The organism is Bacillus aquiflavi (assembly GCF_019915265.1).
Taxonomy (GTDB): Bacteria; Bacillota; Bacilli; order Bacillales; family Cytobacillaceae; genus Bacillus_BT; species Bacillus_BT aquiflavi.
In genome coordinates, this window is the sequence record NZ_CP082780.1 from 2,164,672 (window position 1) to 2,179,338 (window position 14,667).

Genomic DNA, 14,667 nt, shown 5'->3' on the forward strand with positions numbered 1-14,667 from the left:
CATTTTAAAAAAATATACACTTTATTTCAATGGAAATTTATGAAAAATCATATTTCCATTGGATTATAAACGTTTATTATTTATAGGTTTTTAGACCTATTACTAAATAGTCCTTATTCACTAAATAAAAAAAGAAGCTACAAACCTATGTAAAAGGTTAGCTTCTTTTTTAAGAATTCAACATTACTTTTTAAAAAATGCTTTTTTACCTAGCCTTTCAACAAGCTGCGGGAAAAGAGTATAAAAAACACTCCCGATATTCATCCAGCGCGGCAAATTAATTTCTCTCGTTTGCGTTAACATGCTGTTCACTATTTTTTTAGCTACATCATGAGGTTGAAGCATATATTTGCCAACATTTTTTACATATGTACCTGACTGATCGGCGACTGTAAAAAAATCAGTTGCGATCGGACCGGGATTCACGGCTGTCACATATACGTTTGAGCGTACCATCTCCATCCTTAAGCTATTTGTATACCCTAGTACAGCATGCTTTGTGGCAGCATAAACACTTGATTTTGGTGTGGCCATTTTGCCAGCCTGTGATGCAATGTTAATAATATGGCCTGAACGTGTAGCGATCATTTTTGGCAATACCATTTTTGTGCAAGCCAGTAAACCGATTACGTTAACAGCAAACATTTCTTTTATTTCTTTTACTTCCGCTTCATGGGCTTCTCGGAAAATCCCAAATCCCGCATTATTAACAAGCACGTCAACTCGGTCGATTTGCTTAAAAACTTCTTGAAAAACCTCCTCAATTTCAGTTGTGTTGGAAACATCGAGTTGACAAGCAATGACATCGACTTGAAAATGGTGCTGAAGCTCTTCTTTTAATGCGATTAGCTTATCAATTCTTCGAGCAAGTAAAACTAAGTTTGCACCTTGCTGAGCACATAAGCGGGCAATTTCAGCACCAACTCCACTCGAAGCTCCAGTAATAATAATATTTTTTCCTTTTAATCTTCTGTCAGCCACAACTCCACCTCATTTTTAACAATAGAAAATCTGTCCATTCTCTTCTAATTTATGAATCTGGTCTAGCGACTGCAAATAATCAATTTGGGCAATTGTTTCTGACATCGTTAATGATAGCTCACGCTCATAGACTTTCGGGAACAAACGTTTGCAAATTTCAAAAGTAGTTAGCGGCTTTTCGTGAATCATTTCCTTTACTTGCATCGCTCGATCATGTTGACGGGACAATCTTTTTTCAACAAGCTCATGAATGTTTAAAACATCAGGACCATGACCAGGATATATTTTTTCGATCGGATATGAAAGCAGCTTTTTCAATGATTCATTGTACTGAAGCTGAGGCTTTGGCCGCTCTGCTTTCCCTGGAAGAGGCGGTTCAAGTAACGGATTAGAGGAAATATGAGCTAAAAGATGATCTCCTCCGATAAAAAGCCCTCTTCGTTCATCCAAAAGACCTATATGGCTTTGGGCATGACCGGGAGTTTCAATAACGCTCCAGCCATACATGCCTGGCGGAGTGTCTCCTTCAAGCAATGTCCCTGTTAATGAACGATTACATGCAAATTGTAACGTTTTTTTCATTTGTTGAATCTTTGGAAATAGTCGATCTGGCACACCAGAATCCTTAAATAACTGTAGGTAAAACGCATCATATTGTTTCATAAAATCAGCAGTTCGATTTATCCACCTTTCATTCACCGGATGTCCGTATACTTCCAAATCAGGTAAAAAGAAATCAAGCATACCGATATGATCTGGGTGATGGTGTGTCAGCACAACTTGTTCGATATCTTGCGGGATTAGCTTTAGATCTTTTAGTTGATGTTTAAAAGCTTCCCAGGCAGCAGGTGTTTTTACACCGGCATCAATAAGCGTCAGCCGATCGCCTTTTATTACATATACATGTACATCACCGACAGCAAAGGGTGTCGGCACTGTAATTTTTGCAATTCCATTTATCCATTCGACCATAATCTCTACTCCTTAAAAATTATACTTAAATAACATGAAAAAATGCCACTCGTTGAAAGAATGTGTATAAAGTTAAGTTTACATTTATCATTAACAATTGTCATTATTTTCACATAATTTTTTAATCATAATTTAAAAAAGATGAACATTTACCACTTGACAGACAAGCTGTTTATGAAGCATAATCACAATTAAAATAAATGAATGGAAAAGCAATGAATAAGACTAGTAAATGGAAAATGACGCCAGAGAGTGAAGTTCAGCGGCTGAAAGGCTTCACCGTCCTCTTGACCATTGAACCTATCTTATGAGCAGTTAGGTAAACCTAGACGCATACCCAGCGTTAACGGGGTTAGAGATCGCCTTTTTTAATTTAAAAAAAGGTGAATAAGGGTGGTACCACGGAAGCAAGATCTTTCGTCCTTTACAGGATGAAAGATCTTTTTGTTTTTTACAAATAAAAGATTCGGAGGGATATGTATGAAAAAGTTAGCAATGATCGGGGCAGGTTCAATCGCAGAAGCACTTATTGCCGGCTTAGTAGAAAATCAATTACTTCCTGGCGGAAATATTTACGTAACGAATAGACATGATAAAAACAGGCTGGAGCAGTTATATAACCAATATGGCGTAACAACAACGTATAATTTAACTGAGCTTTTCTCAAATGCAGATGTCGTTATTTTAGCAATGAAACCAAAAGATGCAGCCACAGCACTTCAGAACATTAAAGAACATTTAACAAAGGATATTTTAATCGTCTCTGTATTAGCAGGTGTATCAATTAAAAGTATTGAAACACTTGCAGGAAAACGACACTCGATTATCCGTGCCATGCCAAACACATCAGCAGCTATCGGAAAGTCAGCTACTGCTCTTGCGGCTAACGACAAAGTGAGCGAAATACAAAAAAATGAGATTAAAAAAATATTTGAAACAGTGGGGCTAGCAACGTTTGTAGAAGAATATCAGCTTGATGCTGTAACTGGACTGTCTGGAAGCGGACCAGCATATATTTATTATCTTGTTGAAGCAATGGAAAAAAGTGCAATGGAAATCGGTCTTGAACAAAAAACAGCAAAAGAATTAATTATTCAAACGTTGCTCGGGGCTGCAGAAATGCTTACAAAGTCACCGAAACCGCCACAACAGCTGCGGCGTGAAGTAACAAGCCCAGGCGGGACAACTGAAGCTGGGATTCGTATATTAGATGCCCATGGCGTCCAACGTGCTGTTATTTCTTGTATTAAAGAGGCTACTGCCCAATCTAAACGGCTAGGATCAATGTTAAGTACAGAAATCAACAAAAGCAAACAACTTTCTTAACTTTTAATTGCTTTTTCTTTACAATTAAAGCAAAGCATTAAAAGGGAAGTGAGTAAGTGACTACAATGACAATCATTTTGCTTAGCTTAACAGCAATCGTTTGGATCTTCATTTTAATTGAAACAGCAATCGGCTTAAAGCGATTACCTAGTCTAGATGATGAACCGATTCAAACTAAAGGTCCCCTTCTATCCGTCATTGTTGCAGCAAGAAACGAGCAGGATCATCTCGAAAGCAGTATATTAAGTCAGCTTACACAAAGCTATCAAAACGTTGAATGGATTCTTGTTAATGATCGTTCTACTGATGAAACAGGTCTCATAATGGAAAAACTAGCAGCACACAATCCCCGAATTAAAGTCGTCCATATCAAATCTTTATTAGAAGGATGGCTCGGTAAAAACCATGCACTTTACGTCGGAACCCAAATGGCTTCTGGTGAACTACTTTTATTTACCGATGCAGATGTCCGTTACAATAAAGATGCATTCGCAAAAGCAATCCATTATTTTTTGCATCATCAATTAGACCATTTAACAGCTGCTCCGGGAATGAAAGGGACTGGGATTTGGCTAAAAGCGTTCATTGCGTTTTTCTTATTTGGCTTTTCTTATTATAAAAGACCATGGCGTGCAAATAATCCCCGTTCAAAAGTAGGAATCGGAATCGGCGCATTTAATTTAATTGCGAAAAGCGCCTACCAGGCGTTCGGTACACACGAGAAAATTAAAATGAGACCTGATGATGACCTGCAACTCGGAATCAAAATAAAACAAGCTGGCTTTAAACAACAGTTTGTTACCGCTCTCTCTTTAATTAAAGTAGAATGGTATACAACATTAAAAGAAGCGTTTATTGGTTTAGAGAAAAATACATTTGCTGGACTTCATTACCGTTTCAGTATGGTTGTCTTTGCAATTATCGGCACTTTTTTATCACAAGTATTTCCATTTATTATGTTACTTTCAAATAACCATACAGTCTTCACTTTAAGTATATTAAATATCCTTCTGTTAGCTGTACTTTATACAATCATTGCGACTCGAACAACCCAATTTTCTCCGTTGCTGTTTATTTTATTTCCAATTTCAGCTTTAATATTTATTTATGCGATTGCACGAGCAAGCTTTTTAACATTCAAACGAGGCGGAATTGTTTGGCGAGGAACAACGTACAGCTTAGCTGATTTACGAAGAAAAGAATCACCTTAATCGATTAGCATAAAAAAGATAAAAGAAATGTAGAGGAACAAGATAACATCGTTAGCCTTCTTTACTTAAGGCGAAAAGATGATTGTTGAGACGACGATTTTTCTCAACATCATAACACCATTTTAGGTAAATTTAAACATTGGGTTGATTAGGTTAAATGCATCGATCCTCACATAAGTCGCTTCATTTAAAAATCTTTCGCTGCCATAATACAAACTTGCTCTTTTCCTAACATTCGTTAGGAAAAGAGCGCTTAAAAACGTCGCAAATTAGACACGTTCATCCCATATCCGGCGAAGGATTGGTTGATTTTTAGAAATAACAACTTCAAACACATCTGGATTTGTCATTTCCATTAACTCATGATAACCAAACTGTTGATTAAAATAGCGCAAGAGGAGTGTCGTTAAGTTTCCGTGGCTAACGAGAATAATATGTTGATGTTTTGCAGCCAAAACGTCCTCCAAAATAGAGACGGCTCGCTTCATTCCAGAAGCTTGTGTTTCACCGCCTTCAAAAACAAGTTCAAAATCTGCAAAGCTAGCTTTGAGCTTTTCCTGCCAATCTGAAAAGCTCGTATTACTTAAAACTCGTTCACTAAGGCGGTCATCCTCAATTATATTAAGTTTTTTATTTTCCGCAACAGGCGTGATCGTTTCAACGGCTCGCTTATACGGACTGCTGTAAATTTTGTCCACTTGTCGGTCCTTAAAAAAGTCAACGAGTGCTCTGGCCTGCTCACGGCCCTTGTCAGTCAATGGAGCCGAAAAGGGCTGTCCCTCTGCCTTCCCATGACGTACTAAATAAATGGTTTTCATTTGCATCTCCCCATTCATATGCTTGCTTATTTTACTAATGGTATATGAATCTCTTTAAAATCTTCAGCAATTTCACTATTTGCAAACACTATTTTTGCTTCTTCACCTAACTGCCGCCACGCTTCTTTTTCATAGCGAGAGCTAATATGTGTAAGGCAAAGCTGTTTTACATTAGCTTGTTTTGCAATCTCGGCTGCTTGGACAGTTGTTGAATGAAAATATTCGTACGCTAATTTTTCTTCGTCTTTTGAAAACGTCGCTTCATGAATAAGAAGGTCAGCATTTTCTGCTAAAATGACAGCATTTTCACACACCCTCGTATCACCTAAAACTGTAATCACTCGTCCTTTTTGCGACTTGCCTACAAACTCCTCTGCTTTTAAACGGCGCCCATCTTCTAACGTGATATCCGTCCCGTTTTTTATTTTTTTATAAATAGGGCCTGGCTTTACCCCTGCTTCACGAAGTTTATCAGCTAAAAGAACACCCGGCCGATCCTTTTCAATAATCCGAAAACCGTACGAAGTTATCCCATGATCAAGTAAACGTGCTTCTACTTTAAACTTTTCATCTTAAAAAATAATGCCTTCTTCTATTTCAATTATTTTTAACGGATACTTTAAATGCGTTTCCGTAACGGTTAAACTGATCGTTACATAGTCATAAATTCCCTTTGGGCCATATAACGTTAATTCAGATTCTCCCCCTTGGAAGGAGCGACTTGAGAGGAGGCCGGGAAGACCGTACAAATGATCACCATGTAAATGAGTAATAAAGATTTTTTCAATTTTCCTTGGTTTCAAGGTTGTATGTAGAATCTGGTGCTGGGTTGCTTCACCACAATCAAATAACCAAATAGATTTCCGTTCCTCTAGTAACTTCAATGCAATCGAGGAAACGTTGCGATGTTTAGCCGGAATACCTGCACCTGTCCCTAAAAACAAAATGTCCACTAGTTAATCCCCTTCCTTCATAAAAACGTTACAAAATCCAGTTATCATATTTTCCTGACATTCTTTTTACTATACCATAATCATGATGTGTATTACTCCTAATGAGAGGGCGGGGCAGATCATTAGGATGACTCATTCTTTTTTAAATCATGGAGAAAATCTTTATTAAAGCTTGTCTCAGCTCCAACTAGTTTAGTTGGTGACGCCTTATTCGTTTTCTCAACAGCATTTTCGATAATGCTTTCTCCATATTTTTCGCGAAGCTTCATTACGGTCTTAATAAGCGGCTCTTTTTTTGCTTCTTGTTCAAATGAAAATAGATCAAGCTGTTCAACAGCGTGAGATTGATCAATTAAATCAAATCCTGTAATGCCAAGTAAACGAATAGGATCACCATTCCAATGTTTGATCAATAACTGTTTTGCGATAGCGGTAATTTCATCCTTTTGCACTACTGGATTAAGCAGCTTTTTACTTCTTGAAATTGTTTTTCTATCTTTATAGCGGATCGTAATCGAGATGTTAACAGCTAATACTTTTTTTTGTTTCATTCTAATTGAAACTTTATCTGCCAGCTTCTCAAGGACAGTAAATAATTCGTGCTGATTTACCGTATCTTTTGGAAGTGTTGTAGAATTGCCAACACTTTTAAACTCAGCTACTGCTTCTGGATCAACTGGTCGTGTATCAATTCCGTTTGCCCGCTCCTTAAGCTTTATCCCATTAATCCCAAGAAGCTTGCGCAACTGGATCTCATTTGCCTTTGCTAAATCACCGATCGTGTAAATATTTATTTTTTTCAGCTTCAAGGCGGTTTTCTCACCAATTCCATGCATCTCGCCTACTTGTCTCGGCCAGATTATATTTCTTATTTCCCGCTTTCGCAAAATGGTGATTCCCATAGGCTTCTTCATATCAGAAGCTGTCTTTGCCAAAAATTTATTTGGAGCAATCCCAATGCTGCAAGGAAGATCGAGCTGGTTTAATAATCGTTTTTGAATTAATTGAGCAATTGTAATAGGTGATCCCAATTCGTAGCTGTCCGTTATGTCAACATAACCTTCATCAATAGAAACAGGCTCAACAAGGTCAGAAAATTGGCGTAAAATTTGAAACATACCGAAAGAGGCGGCTCGATATCGTTCAAAATTCGGCTTTTTAACGATTAATTGCGGACAAAGCTTTTTTGCCTCCCACAAAGGCATTGTCGTTTTTACACCGAATTTTCTTGCTTCATAACTGCATGTCACAATAATCCCTCTGCGTTCATGTGGATTTCCTGCAATCGCTAATGGTTTCCCTTTTAATGTCGGATCATATGCCATTTCTACTGAAGCGAAAAAACTGTTCATATCAACATGTAAAATCACTTTCCCGTTTTTAGGATACATTTCTTTCATGTCGACACTTCCTCGTTCCATTAATCCTTTTAGTTTATTTTATCAAAAAGCGTAGGTTGTACAATATCCACTAAGATAAAATTTCCAACGTTTAATAGAGAAATTGGAAGTATTTTAGAGGGGGTAAGGTATAATGATTAACTGCTAGTCCCTTTATGTTCTATTTGTAAGTGGTTTTTTAAGAGGTGCTGAATTCTCTCCTTTTCTTCATCTGAAACGATGAAAAAATATGTAGAGTTTATCTTCTTTCCTACTCCTTTTAATTGGTGATGCTCAATTTGATTACTCGCCGCCTGATAATTTTTTTGGATATATGTCATATCGTTTAGCGTTAAGTTTGTTTTAATATTTTTTTCAAGGGCTGAAAGGATTGCATCATATTTTGTTATTGAGCCGAGACTGACACCTTTTTTGATGATCGCTTCTACAATCTGCCTTTGTCGGAGCTGTCTTCCAAAGTCTCCGCGTGGGTCTTCATATCTAACTCGAGAGTAGATTAATGCCTTATCGCCATTTAACGATAGCTCACCTTTAGGGAAATGAACACCTTCAGCCGTAAAATCAAGATCGTTCATAACTGTAACTCCGTTGAGTGCGTTCACAATATCTTTAAAACCGTCCATATTCATTTTAATATAATAATCGATTGGAATATCGAGAAAATGTTCAATTGTTTTTATTGACATATCCACTCCACCAAAAGCGTATGCATGATTGATTTTATCTTCATATCCTCTACCAATTATTTCTGTTCTTGTATCTCGGGGTATACTGACCATTTGAACAGATTGCTTTGTCGGATTAACGCTTAATACAATCAATGTATCTGAGCGACCTTTATCCCCTTTCCGCTCATCGACTCCTAACATTAATAACGAGAAAGGATCTGTCTTCTTAAAAATGACCTCCTCCTTTCTTCTTTCAGTATGATTTCTTGTAATCGGTTCATGGATAATTTCAGCGGTTTTTTCCAAAGATTGATAAATAGAGTAAACATATATTGCTACACCAGTAAATAAAAGTGCAATCATTGCACATATTGATATGATCAGCTTTTTACGTTTGAACCCCATATGATAACCCCCATTAAAACTTCAGCTATTTTGTTTATTATGAACAAAAAAAATAAAAATAAGCAGTAAATTTTATGAAATTCAATTATTATAGTAAACTATTTAATTGACACTTTTTATACTTTTATGAATACTTGTTACAAGGTTACTGAAACCGTACGATCATTTTTGGAGGGGAATAATGAAAAAAACAAACATAAAGACAGTGACGATTGCCATGTTTGTTGCTACTTTTTTAACAGCTATTGAAGGGACAATCGTTAGTACAGCAATGCCTATTATTGTTAGTGATTTAAAAGGAATCGAATTAATGAATTGGGTTTTTGCTATTTATTTGCTCACATCCGCTGTTGTTGTTCCTATTTTTGGGAAATTATCAGATTTGTTTGGTCGAAAAATTATTTTCACGATCGGAACAACAATTTTTTTAATTGGGTCTGCTTTATGCGGGATTTCGCAAACAATGGAACAGCTTATTTTATTTCGGGCGATACAAGGAATTGGCGCTGGGGCAATTATGCCTGTCACGATGACGATTATTGGCGATATTTATCCATACGAAAAGCGGGCAAAAATGCTCGGGGTTATGGGGATGGCTTGGGGCATTGCTGGTGTTATTGGTCCTTTAGTTGGCGGATTTTTCGTTGATCAGCTTTCATGGCACTGGATATTTTTTATTAACGTGCCGATCGGGCTCGTTGCAATGATCATGGTAGCAGTATCGTTGAAAGAAACAATTAAAAAAACGAGAAAAAAAATCGATTATTTAGGTGCAGTTATATTCTCTCTCGGAATGCTCGCTTTTCTTTACACCTTACAAAAAGGCGGTGAGAGTGAACAATTGTTATCATTCTCCTTGCTTGCACCTTTGTCCATTTCTATTTTATTCATTGCACTTTTCATTTTTATTGAATCAAAAGCTGAAGAACCGATGATTCCTCTCACGCTTTTTCGTCTTCGTTCTATTTCAGTTGCAAATGCAATCGGATTTTTAATTAGTTCTGTCCTGATCGGTATTATGGTATATATCCCTATGTGGATACAAGGAGTTCTCGGTTACGGTGCAACAATCTCTGGATTAATTTTAGCCCCCACTTCGCTCACATGGATGTTAGGGTCATTTATAGGCGGGAAAATGCTTCTTACAAAAGGAGAGCGTTTTACAGTTGCTGCAGGAGTTGTCATTTTACTTATTAGTACAGGCTGGCTAACAACTTTTTCTATGTCGACACCAAAGCTATCATTTTATTTTTTATCAGCAATATTAGGACTAGGTTTTGGAATTGTTGTAACGATTACAACCGTCATCGTTCAGTCTGCTGTTGACTGGACGATGCGAGGAGCAGCAACTGCATCTATTACATTTTTTCGTACGTTAGGGCAGACAATTGGTGTTGCACTATTTGGAACTTATTTCAACTCAAAGCTTAACACAATTTTTATAACAAATAAGAAATATGGTGAGCTACATACAGATGAATTGAATCAATTAATTAATCCACATATTGCAAATGAACTGCCAGATGCAGTTCGACTATTATTACGTGAAGTATTAGTTTCAGGTTTACATTTTGTATTTATAGCAATGGTCATAGTTGCTGGAGTTGCATTAGTCACGTCATTCTTTCTACCTCACAGCAAGGCAAAAGAACAGCAACAAGCATAGAAAAAAGGTGGAGACAATCATGCTCCACCTTTTTTGTTTGCACTTCGTTATAAGCTGACGACTAGCATTTTATTTGCTTTAAATACTAGCTTTGCCCAAATAGAGAATATAATTATTCTGCTACTTCTTCAATAATTGCGATAACCATTTCCGCAAGCTTAGTAAGCTCTTCGATTGGAATCTTTTCGTTTGTCGTATGAATTTCTTCGTAACCTACCGCTAAATTAACAGTTGGTACTCCAAAGCCGGCAATAACATTCGCATCACTGCCTCCTCCGCTTTTAAGAAGTTTGCATTCACGGCCAATTTTTGTTGCAGCTTTGCGGGCAATTTCAACAACTAAGTCCCCTTCTCCGTATTTGAATCCAGGGTACATCACTTTAACGGTTACGTCTGCTTTTCCGCCCATTTCTTTTGCTACCGTTTCAAAAGCATTTTTCATTTTTGTTACTTGGGCTTCCATTTTTTCTGGAACAAGTGAACGAGCTTCTGCTAGGATATCTACACGATCACAAACGATATTCGTTTGTTGTCCGCCTGCAAAACTGCCAATGTTAGCGGTTGTTTCCTCGTCTATTCGTCCTAGCGGCATTTTTGCAACCGCTTTTGCTGCAATTGTAATAGCAGAAACCCCTTTTTCAGGAGCAACACCGGCATGAGCTGTCTTACCTTCGATCACCGCTTTAATTTTCGCTTGTGTTGGAGCGGCAACTACAACATTCCCTACTTTTCCATCGCTATCTAAAGCAAAGCCGTATTTTGCTTTTAATAGCGAAGGATTTAATGCTTTTGCTCCAACAAGTCCAGATTCTTCGCCAACTGTAATGATCAATTGAATTTCACCGTGTGAAATATTTTGTTCTTTTAACACCCGAACTGTCTCAAGCATTACTGCTAGCCCTGCTTTATCATCAGCTCCTAAAATAGTTGTTCCATCTGTCATGACATAACCATCCTTTATTAATGGCTTCACACCATTACCCGGAACAACTGTATCCATATGGGACGTAAAGTAGATCGGGTCAACACCGTCCTTTGTCGCAGGAATAGTACAAATTAAGTTCCCTGCTCCATGTCCTGTTTGCTCAATTGTATCATCTTCAAATACTTCAACTCCAAGTTTTGAAAATTTCTCTTTTAAAACACGCGCAATTTTTGCCTCATTTTTCGTTTCTGAGTCAATTTGAACAAGCTCTAAAAATTCATTCAACAAACGGTCATTATTTACCATTTAGTAAAAACCCTCCATCTCAACAAACTTCAATATTCTATTGATAAAAAAAGAGCGAATGGAACATATCGTACCACTCACTTCTTTAGTATACATCTTTTATAAAATTATCGGCAAATAATCCTTCCTCTTACAATGGAATATTAGCATGCTTTTTTTGCGGACGGGATTCTTTTTTGTTCCGTAGCATTTCAAGAGCTTGGATAATTTTAATACGCGTTTCACGCGGATCGATGACATCATCAACCATTCCTCTACTTGCTGCTACGTAAGGATTTGCAAATTTTTCCCGGTACTCGTCAATTTTTTGCGTTCTTGTTACTTCAGGGTTCTCACTATTTTGAATTTCTCGTGCAAAAATAATATTTGCGGCTCCTTGTGGCCCCATGACAGCAATTTCAGCGTTTGGCCATGCAAACACTAGGTCTGCGCCAATCGATTTACTATTTAAGGCAACGTAAGCTCCACCGTACGCTTTTCGTAAAATAACAGTTAATTTTGGCACTGTTGCTTCTGAATATGCGTATAAAATTTTAGCACCGTGACGAATTATTCCCCCATGCTCCTGCTTAATACCAGGGAAGAATCCTGTTACATCTTCAAATGTAATAATCGGTATATTAAATGCATCGCAGAAACGAATAAAGCGAGCAGCCTTATCAGAGGAGTCGATGTCTAAACCGCCTGCCATAAATTTAGGTTGATTACAAACTAACCCAACGACTTCCCCTTTAATTCGTGCTAAACCAACAACAATGTTTTTAGCGAAATCTTTATGAACTTCCATAAAGGAATTTTTATCAACAACCTGTTCTACGACAACACGCACATCATATGGTCTTACTGCATCAAATGGAATTACATCTGTTAAATCAGGTCTATAGTCATCCTCTTCATCAGCTGTTAAGCGCGGAGGTTTTTCTTCATTGTTTTGCGGTAAATACGATAACAGATCACGTACTTGCTGGATAACAGCCTCTTCTGATTCACCACGGAAATGCGCATTACCACTAATTGAGTTGTGTACTTTTGCACCACCAAGATCCTCTGAGGAAATTTTTTCGCCCGTTACCGTTTCAATAACCTTTGGTCCAGTAATAAACATTTGGCTTGTTTTTTCAACCATAAAAACAAAATCAGTAATTGCTGGAGAATAAACTGCTCCGCCTGCACATGGTCCCATAATCACTGAGATTTGCGGAATAACGCCAGAATAGATTGAGTTTCGGTAAAAAATATGTCCGTAACCATCTAATGAAACGACACCTTCTTGAATTCTCGCGCCACCTGAATCATTTAAACCGATGAATGGGGCGCCATTTTTTGCAGCTAAATCCATTACATTCGCTATTTTCTTTGCATGCATTTCCCCTAACGCACCGCCGAAAACAGTAAAGTCTTGCGAAAACAAATAAATAGGCCGTCCATTTACTTTTCCGTCCCCTGTAACAACACCGTCTCCAGGTCCTTTTTTTGTGTCTAAGCCAAAATCAGTGCAGCGATGTTCAATAAAAGGATTTAATTCAACGAATGTTCCCGGGTCAACGAGTAAATCGATTCTTTCTCTTGCCGTTAACTTCCCTTTCTCATGCTGCTTTAAAATCTTGTCATCTCCACCGCCTAATTCAATTTCTCTTCGGCGATCATACAATTCATTAATTTGTTCATAGATGTCTGTCATCCTTATTCTCTACCCCTTTTTTTCACATATTTCGTACAGGACTCCGCCTGTTGATTTTGGATGCATAAAGGCAACTAAAGCTCCCCCAGCCCCTTGCTTTGGCTCATCTTGAATCATCCGAATTCCTTTTTGCTTTAATTCTGCTATTCTCTCTTCAATTGAATCGACTCCAAGCGCAATATGATGAATCCCTTCCCCGCGCTTTTCGATAAATTTTCTGATCGGACTGTCTGATGCAATCGGTTCAAGGAGCTCTAATTTTGATTCGCCAATTTTCAGAAAAGCAATTTTTACTTTTTCACTTTCGACCTCTTCAATTGCCAACAATTGAAGCTTTAATACTTCAGTATAGTACGGAAGCGTTTGCTCAATTGATTTAACGGCAATTCCAATATGATCAATTTTTTTAATCAAGCTTATCCCCCCTGTTCTAGTACAGATTATATTATACTATGAACTTGTCAAAAATGTCGAAAATCTTTTAATAGTTGAATAGTTGTCCGAACTTCTTTTTCAGTGTAAAATGGAAGATAAACAATTGTGCGAAAAAGTGAAGTGAAAGGAGTTATATGATTCATGTCTAGCAAGAAATTCCAGAAAATCATTGTTTATATTATGATCTTTGCAATGCTTGCCTCTAGTCTCCTTGTTGGATTAACAATGTTCTTTTAAATTGATATAGAAGTAATCGGTATTGATCACCAATTACTTCTATGTTTTTTGTTATTACTATTTTTCAAATAATAAGGGATTGATTGGGGGGGAGTAGATGGCTCCATATTCCTTTCCTAATTGTTCAAAGCTTTTATTAGTTGAAATAATTAACACTTTTGTACCTAATGGAATTCGATCATAAAATCGCTCCACCACGTCATTATGAAGTCTTATACAGCCCTGTGAAACGTATTTGCCAATTGAATTAGGATTGTTCGTCCCATGAATACCATAAGTTCGCCCGTCTGTATTTTCTGCATCAAAGCCAATCCATCTCGTTCCGAGAGGATTGTTTGGGTGTCCACCCGGTATGTTTTTCCTACGATAATATGGTTGTTCAACTTTCACTGTTATTGTATATAATCCTTCTGGTGTCAAATCGTTCCTTTTCCCCGTTGCAGCTTTAACAACAGATTGAACCCTTCCTTCGTGAAAATACGCTACCTCATTTGTTTTTTTATTTACAATAATAAACGGATCACCTGGTAAAGGATTTTGTCCTAATGGCCAAAGCGGGGAAAAGGTAAAAGCAAGAATAAAAACAGAAATAAAAATAAACTTAATCATCTGATCACCTGCCAACAAACTTTCCTTTAGTTTGCTTCGAGTGTCCTCATTCAATTCAGTTAAAATAAGCAGGT

The 14,667-nt window shown here is 37.4% G+C and carries 13 protein-coding genes, 1 pseudogene and 1 other annotated feature; of the genes and pseudogenes, 4 read left to right on the forward strand and 10 right to left on the reverse strand.

Annotated features, from left to right (window positions below; all coding sequences use genetic code 11):
* Positions 1-183: 183 nt before the first annotated feature.
* Together K6959_RS10440 and K6959_RS10445 are read right to left on the reverse strand one after the other, a co-directional pair.
* The gene (locus K6959_RS10440; RefSeq protein WP_163242926.1) at positions 184-981 is read right to left on the reverse strand and encodes an SDR family NAD(P)-dependent oxidoreductase; all 798 of its coding nucleotides are present in this window, start codon (positions 979-981) and stop codon (positions 184-186) included.
* Positions 982-996: 15 nt separating this feature from the next.
* Entirely contained in the window at positions 997-1,953 is a 957-nt protein-coding gene (locus K6959_RS10445; RefSeq protein ID WP_163242927.1) for an MBL fold metallo-hydrolase, read from the reverse strand.
* Positions 1,954-2,159: 206 nt separating this feature from the next.
* Positions 2,160-2,381 (forward strand) — a binding site (T-box leader).
* A gap of 52 nt (positions 2,382-2,433) precedes the next feature.
* Between K6959_RS10445 and proC the strand changes: the two genes are divergently transcribed.
* The gene (proC, locus tag K6959_RS10450; RefSeq protein ID WP_163242928.1) at positions 2,434-3,279 is read left to right on the forward strand and encodes a pyrroline-5-carboxylate reductase; all 846 of its coding nucleotides are present in this window, start codon (positions 2,434-2,436) and stop codon (positions 3,277-3,279) included.
* Positions 3,280-3,344: 65 nt separating this feature from the next.
* Positions 3,345-4,490: a glycosyltransferase family 2 protein gene (locus tag K6959_RS10455; RefSeq protein ID WP_163242950.1), complete on the forward strand. Its 1,146-nt coding sequence runs from the start codon at positions 3,345-3,347 to the stop codon at positions 4,488-4,490.
* Positions 4,491-4,759: 269 nt separating this feature from the next.
* Here K6959_RS10455 and K6959_RS10460 read toward each other — a convergent pair whose 3' ends face one another.
* From K6959_RS10460 to K6959_RS10475, 4 genes and pseudogenes are all read right to left on the reverse strand, one after another.
* Positions 4,760-5,308, reverse strand: a complete 549-nt coding sequence (locus K6959_RS10460; protein WP_163242929.1) for a histidine phosphatase family protein — start codon at positions 5,306-5,308, stop codon at positions 4,760-4,762.
* A gap of 26 nt (positions 5,309-5,334) precedes the next feature.
* Positions 5,335-6,261, reverse strand: a pseudogene (gene rnz / locus K6959_RS10465) (ribonuclease Z).
* A 122-nt stretch (positions 6,262-6,383) separates the two neighbouring features.
* Positions 6,384-7,661 (reverse strand): DNA polymerase IV, encoded by a 1,278-nt coding sequence (locus tag K6959_RS10470; protein ID WP_223086459.1) that lies wholly within the window; start codon positions 7,659-7,661, stop codon positions 6,384-6,386.
* Positions 7,662-7,798: 137 nt separating this feature from the next.
* Positions 7,799-8,734, reverse strand: a complete 936-nt coding sequence (locus K6959_RS10475) for an LCP family glycopolymer transferase (protein WP_163242932.1) — start codon at positions 8,732-8,734, stop codon at positions 7,799-7,801.
* A gap of 181 nt (positions 8,735-8,915) precedes the next feature.
* Between K6959_RS10475 and K6959_RS10480 the strand changes: the two genes are divergently transcribed.
* Positions 8,916-10,400: an MDR family MFS transporter gene (locus tag K6959_RS10480; RefSeq protein WP_163242933.1), complete on the forward strand. Its 1,485-nt coding sequence runs from the start codon at positions 8,916-8,918 to the stop codon at positions 10,398-10,400.
* Between the two features lie 112 nt (positions 10,401-10,512).
* Here K6959_RS10480 and K6959_RS10485 read toward each other — a convergent pair whose 3' ends face one another.
* The 3 genes from K6959_RS10485 to mce all read right to left on the reverse strand — a co-directional run bounded on the left by K6959_RS10485 (position 10,513) and on the right by mce (position 13,726).
* Positions 10,513-11,631, reverse strand: a complete 1,119-nt coding sequence (locus K6959_RS10485) for a M20/M25/M40 family metallo-hydrolase (RefSeq protein ID WP_163242934.1) — start codon at positions 11,629-11,631, stop codon at positions 10,513-10,515.
* 130 nt (positions 11,632-11,761) lie between these two features.
* Entirely contained in the window at positions 11,762-13,312 is a 1,551-nt protein-coding gene (locus tag K6959_RS10490) for an acyl-CoA carboxylase subunit beta (RefSeq protein ID WP_223086461.1), read from the reverse strand.
* A gap of 9 nt (positions 13,313-13,321) precedes the next feature.
* Positions 13,322-13,726 carry a methylmalonyl-CoA epimerase gene (gene mce, locus K6959_RS10495; protein WP_163242936.1) on the reverse strand — a complete coding sequence of 135 codons (405 nt, stop codon included), beginning with the start codon at positions 13,724-13,726 and terminating at the stop codon, positions 13,322-13,324.
* Between the two features lie 162 nt (positions 13,727-13,888).
* On the opposite strand from mce, the gene prli42 reads away from it, so the two are divergent.
* The gene (prli42, locus tag K6959_RS10500) at positions 13,889-13,984 is read left to right on the forward strand and encodes a stressosome-associated protein Prli42 (RefSeq protein ID WP_163242937.1); all 96 of its coding nucleotides are present in this window, start codon (positions 13,889-13,891) and stop codon (positions 13,982-13,984) included.
* Positions 13,985-14,041: 57 nt separating this feature from the next.
* Here the strand turns inward: prli42 and K6959_RS10505 are convergent, their stop codons facing one another.
* Complete coding sequence (locus K6959_RS10505; RefSeq protein ID WP_223086462.1) at positions 14,042-14,593, reverse strand: L,D-transpeptidase; 552 nt, start codon at positions 14,591-14,593, stop codon at positions 14,042-14,044.
* Between the last annotated feature and the right edge of the window lie 74 nt (positions 14,594-14,667).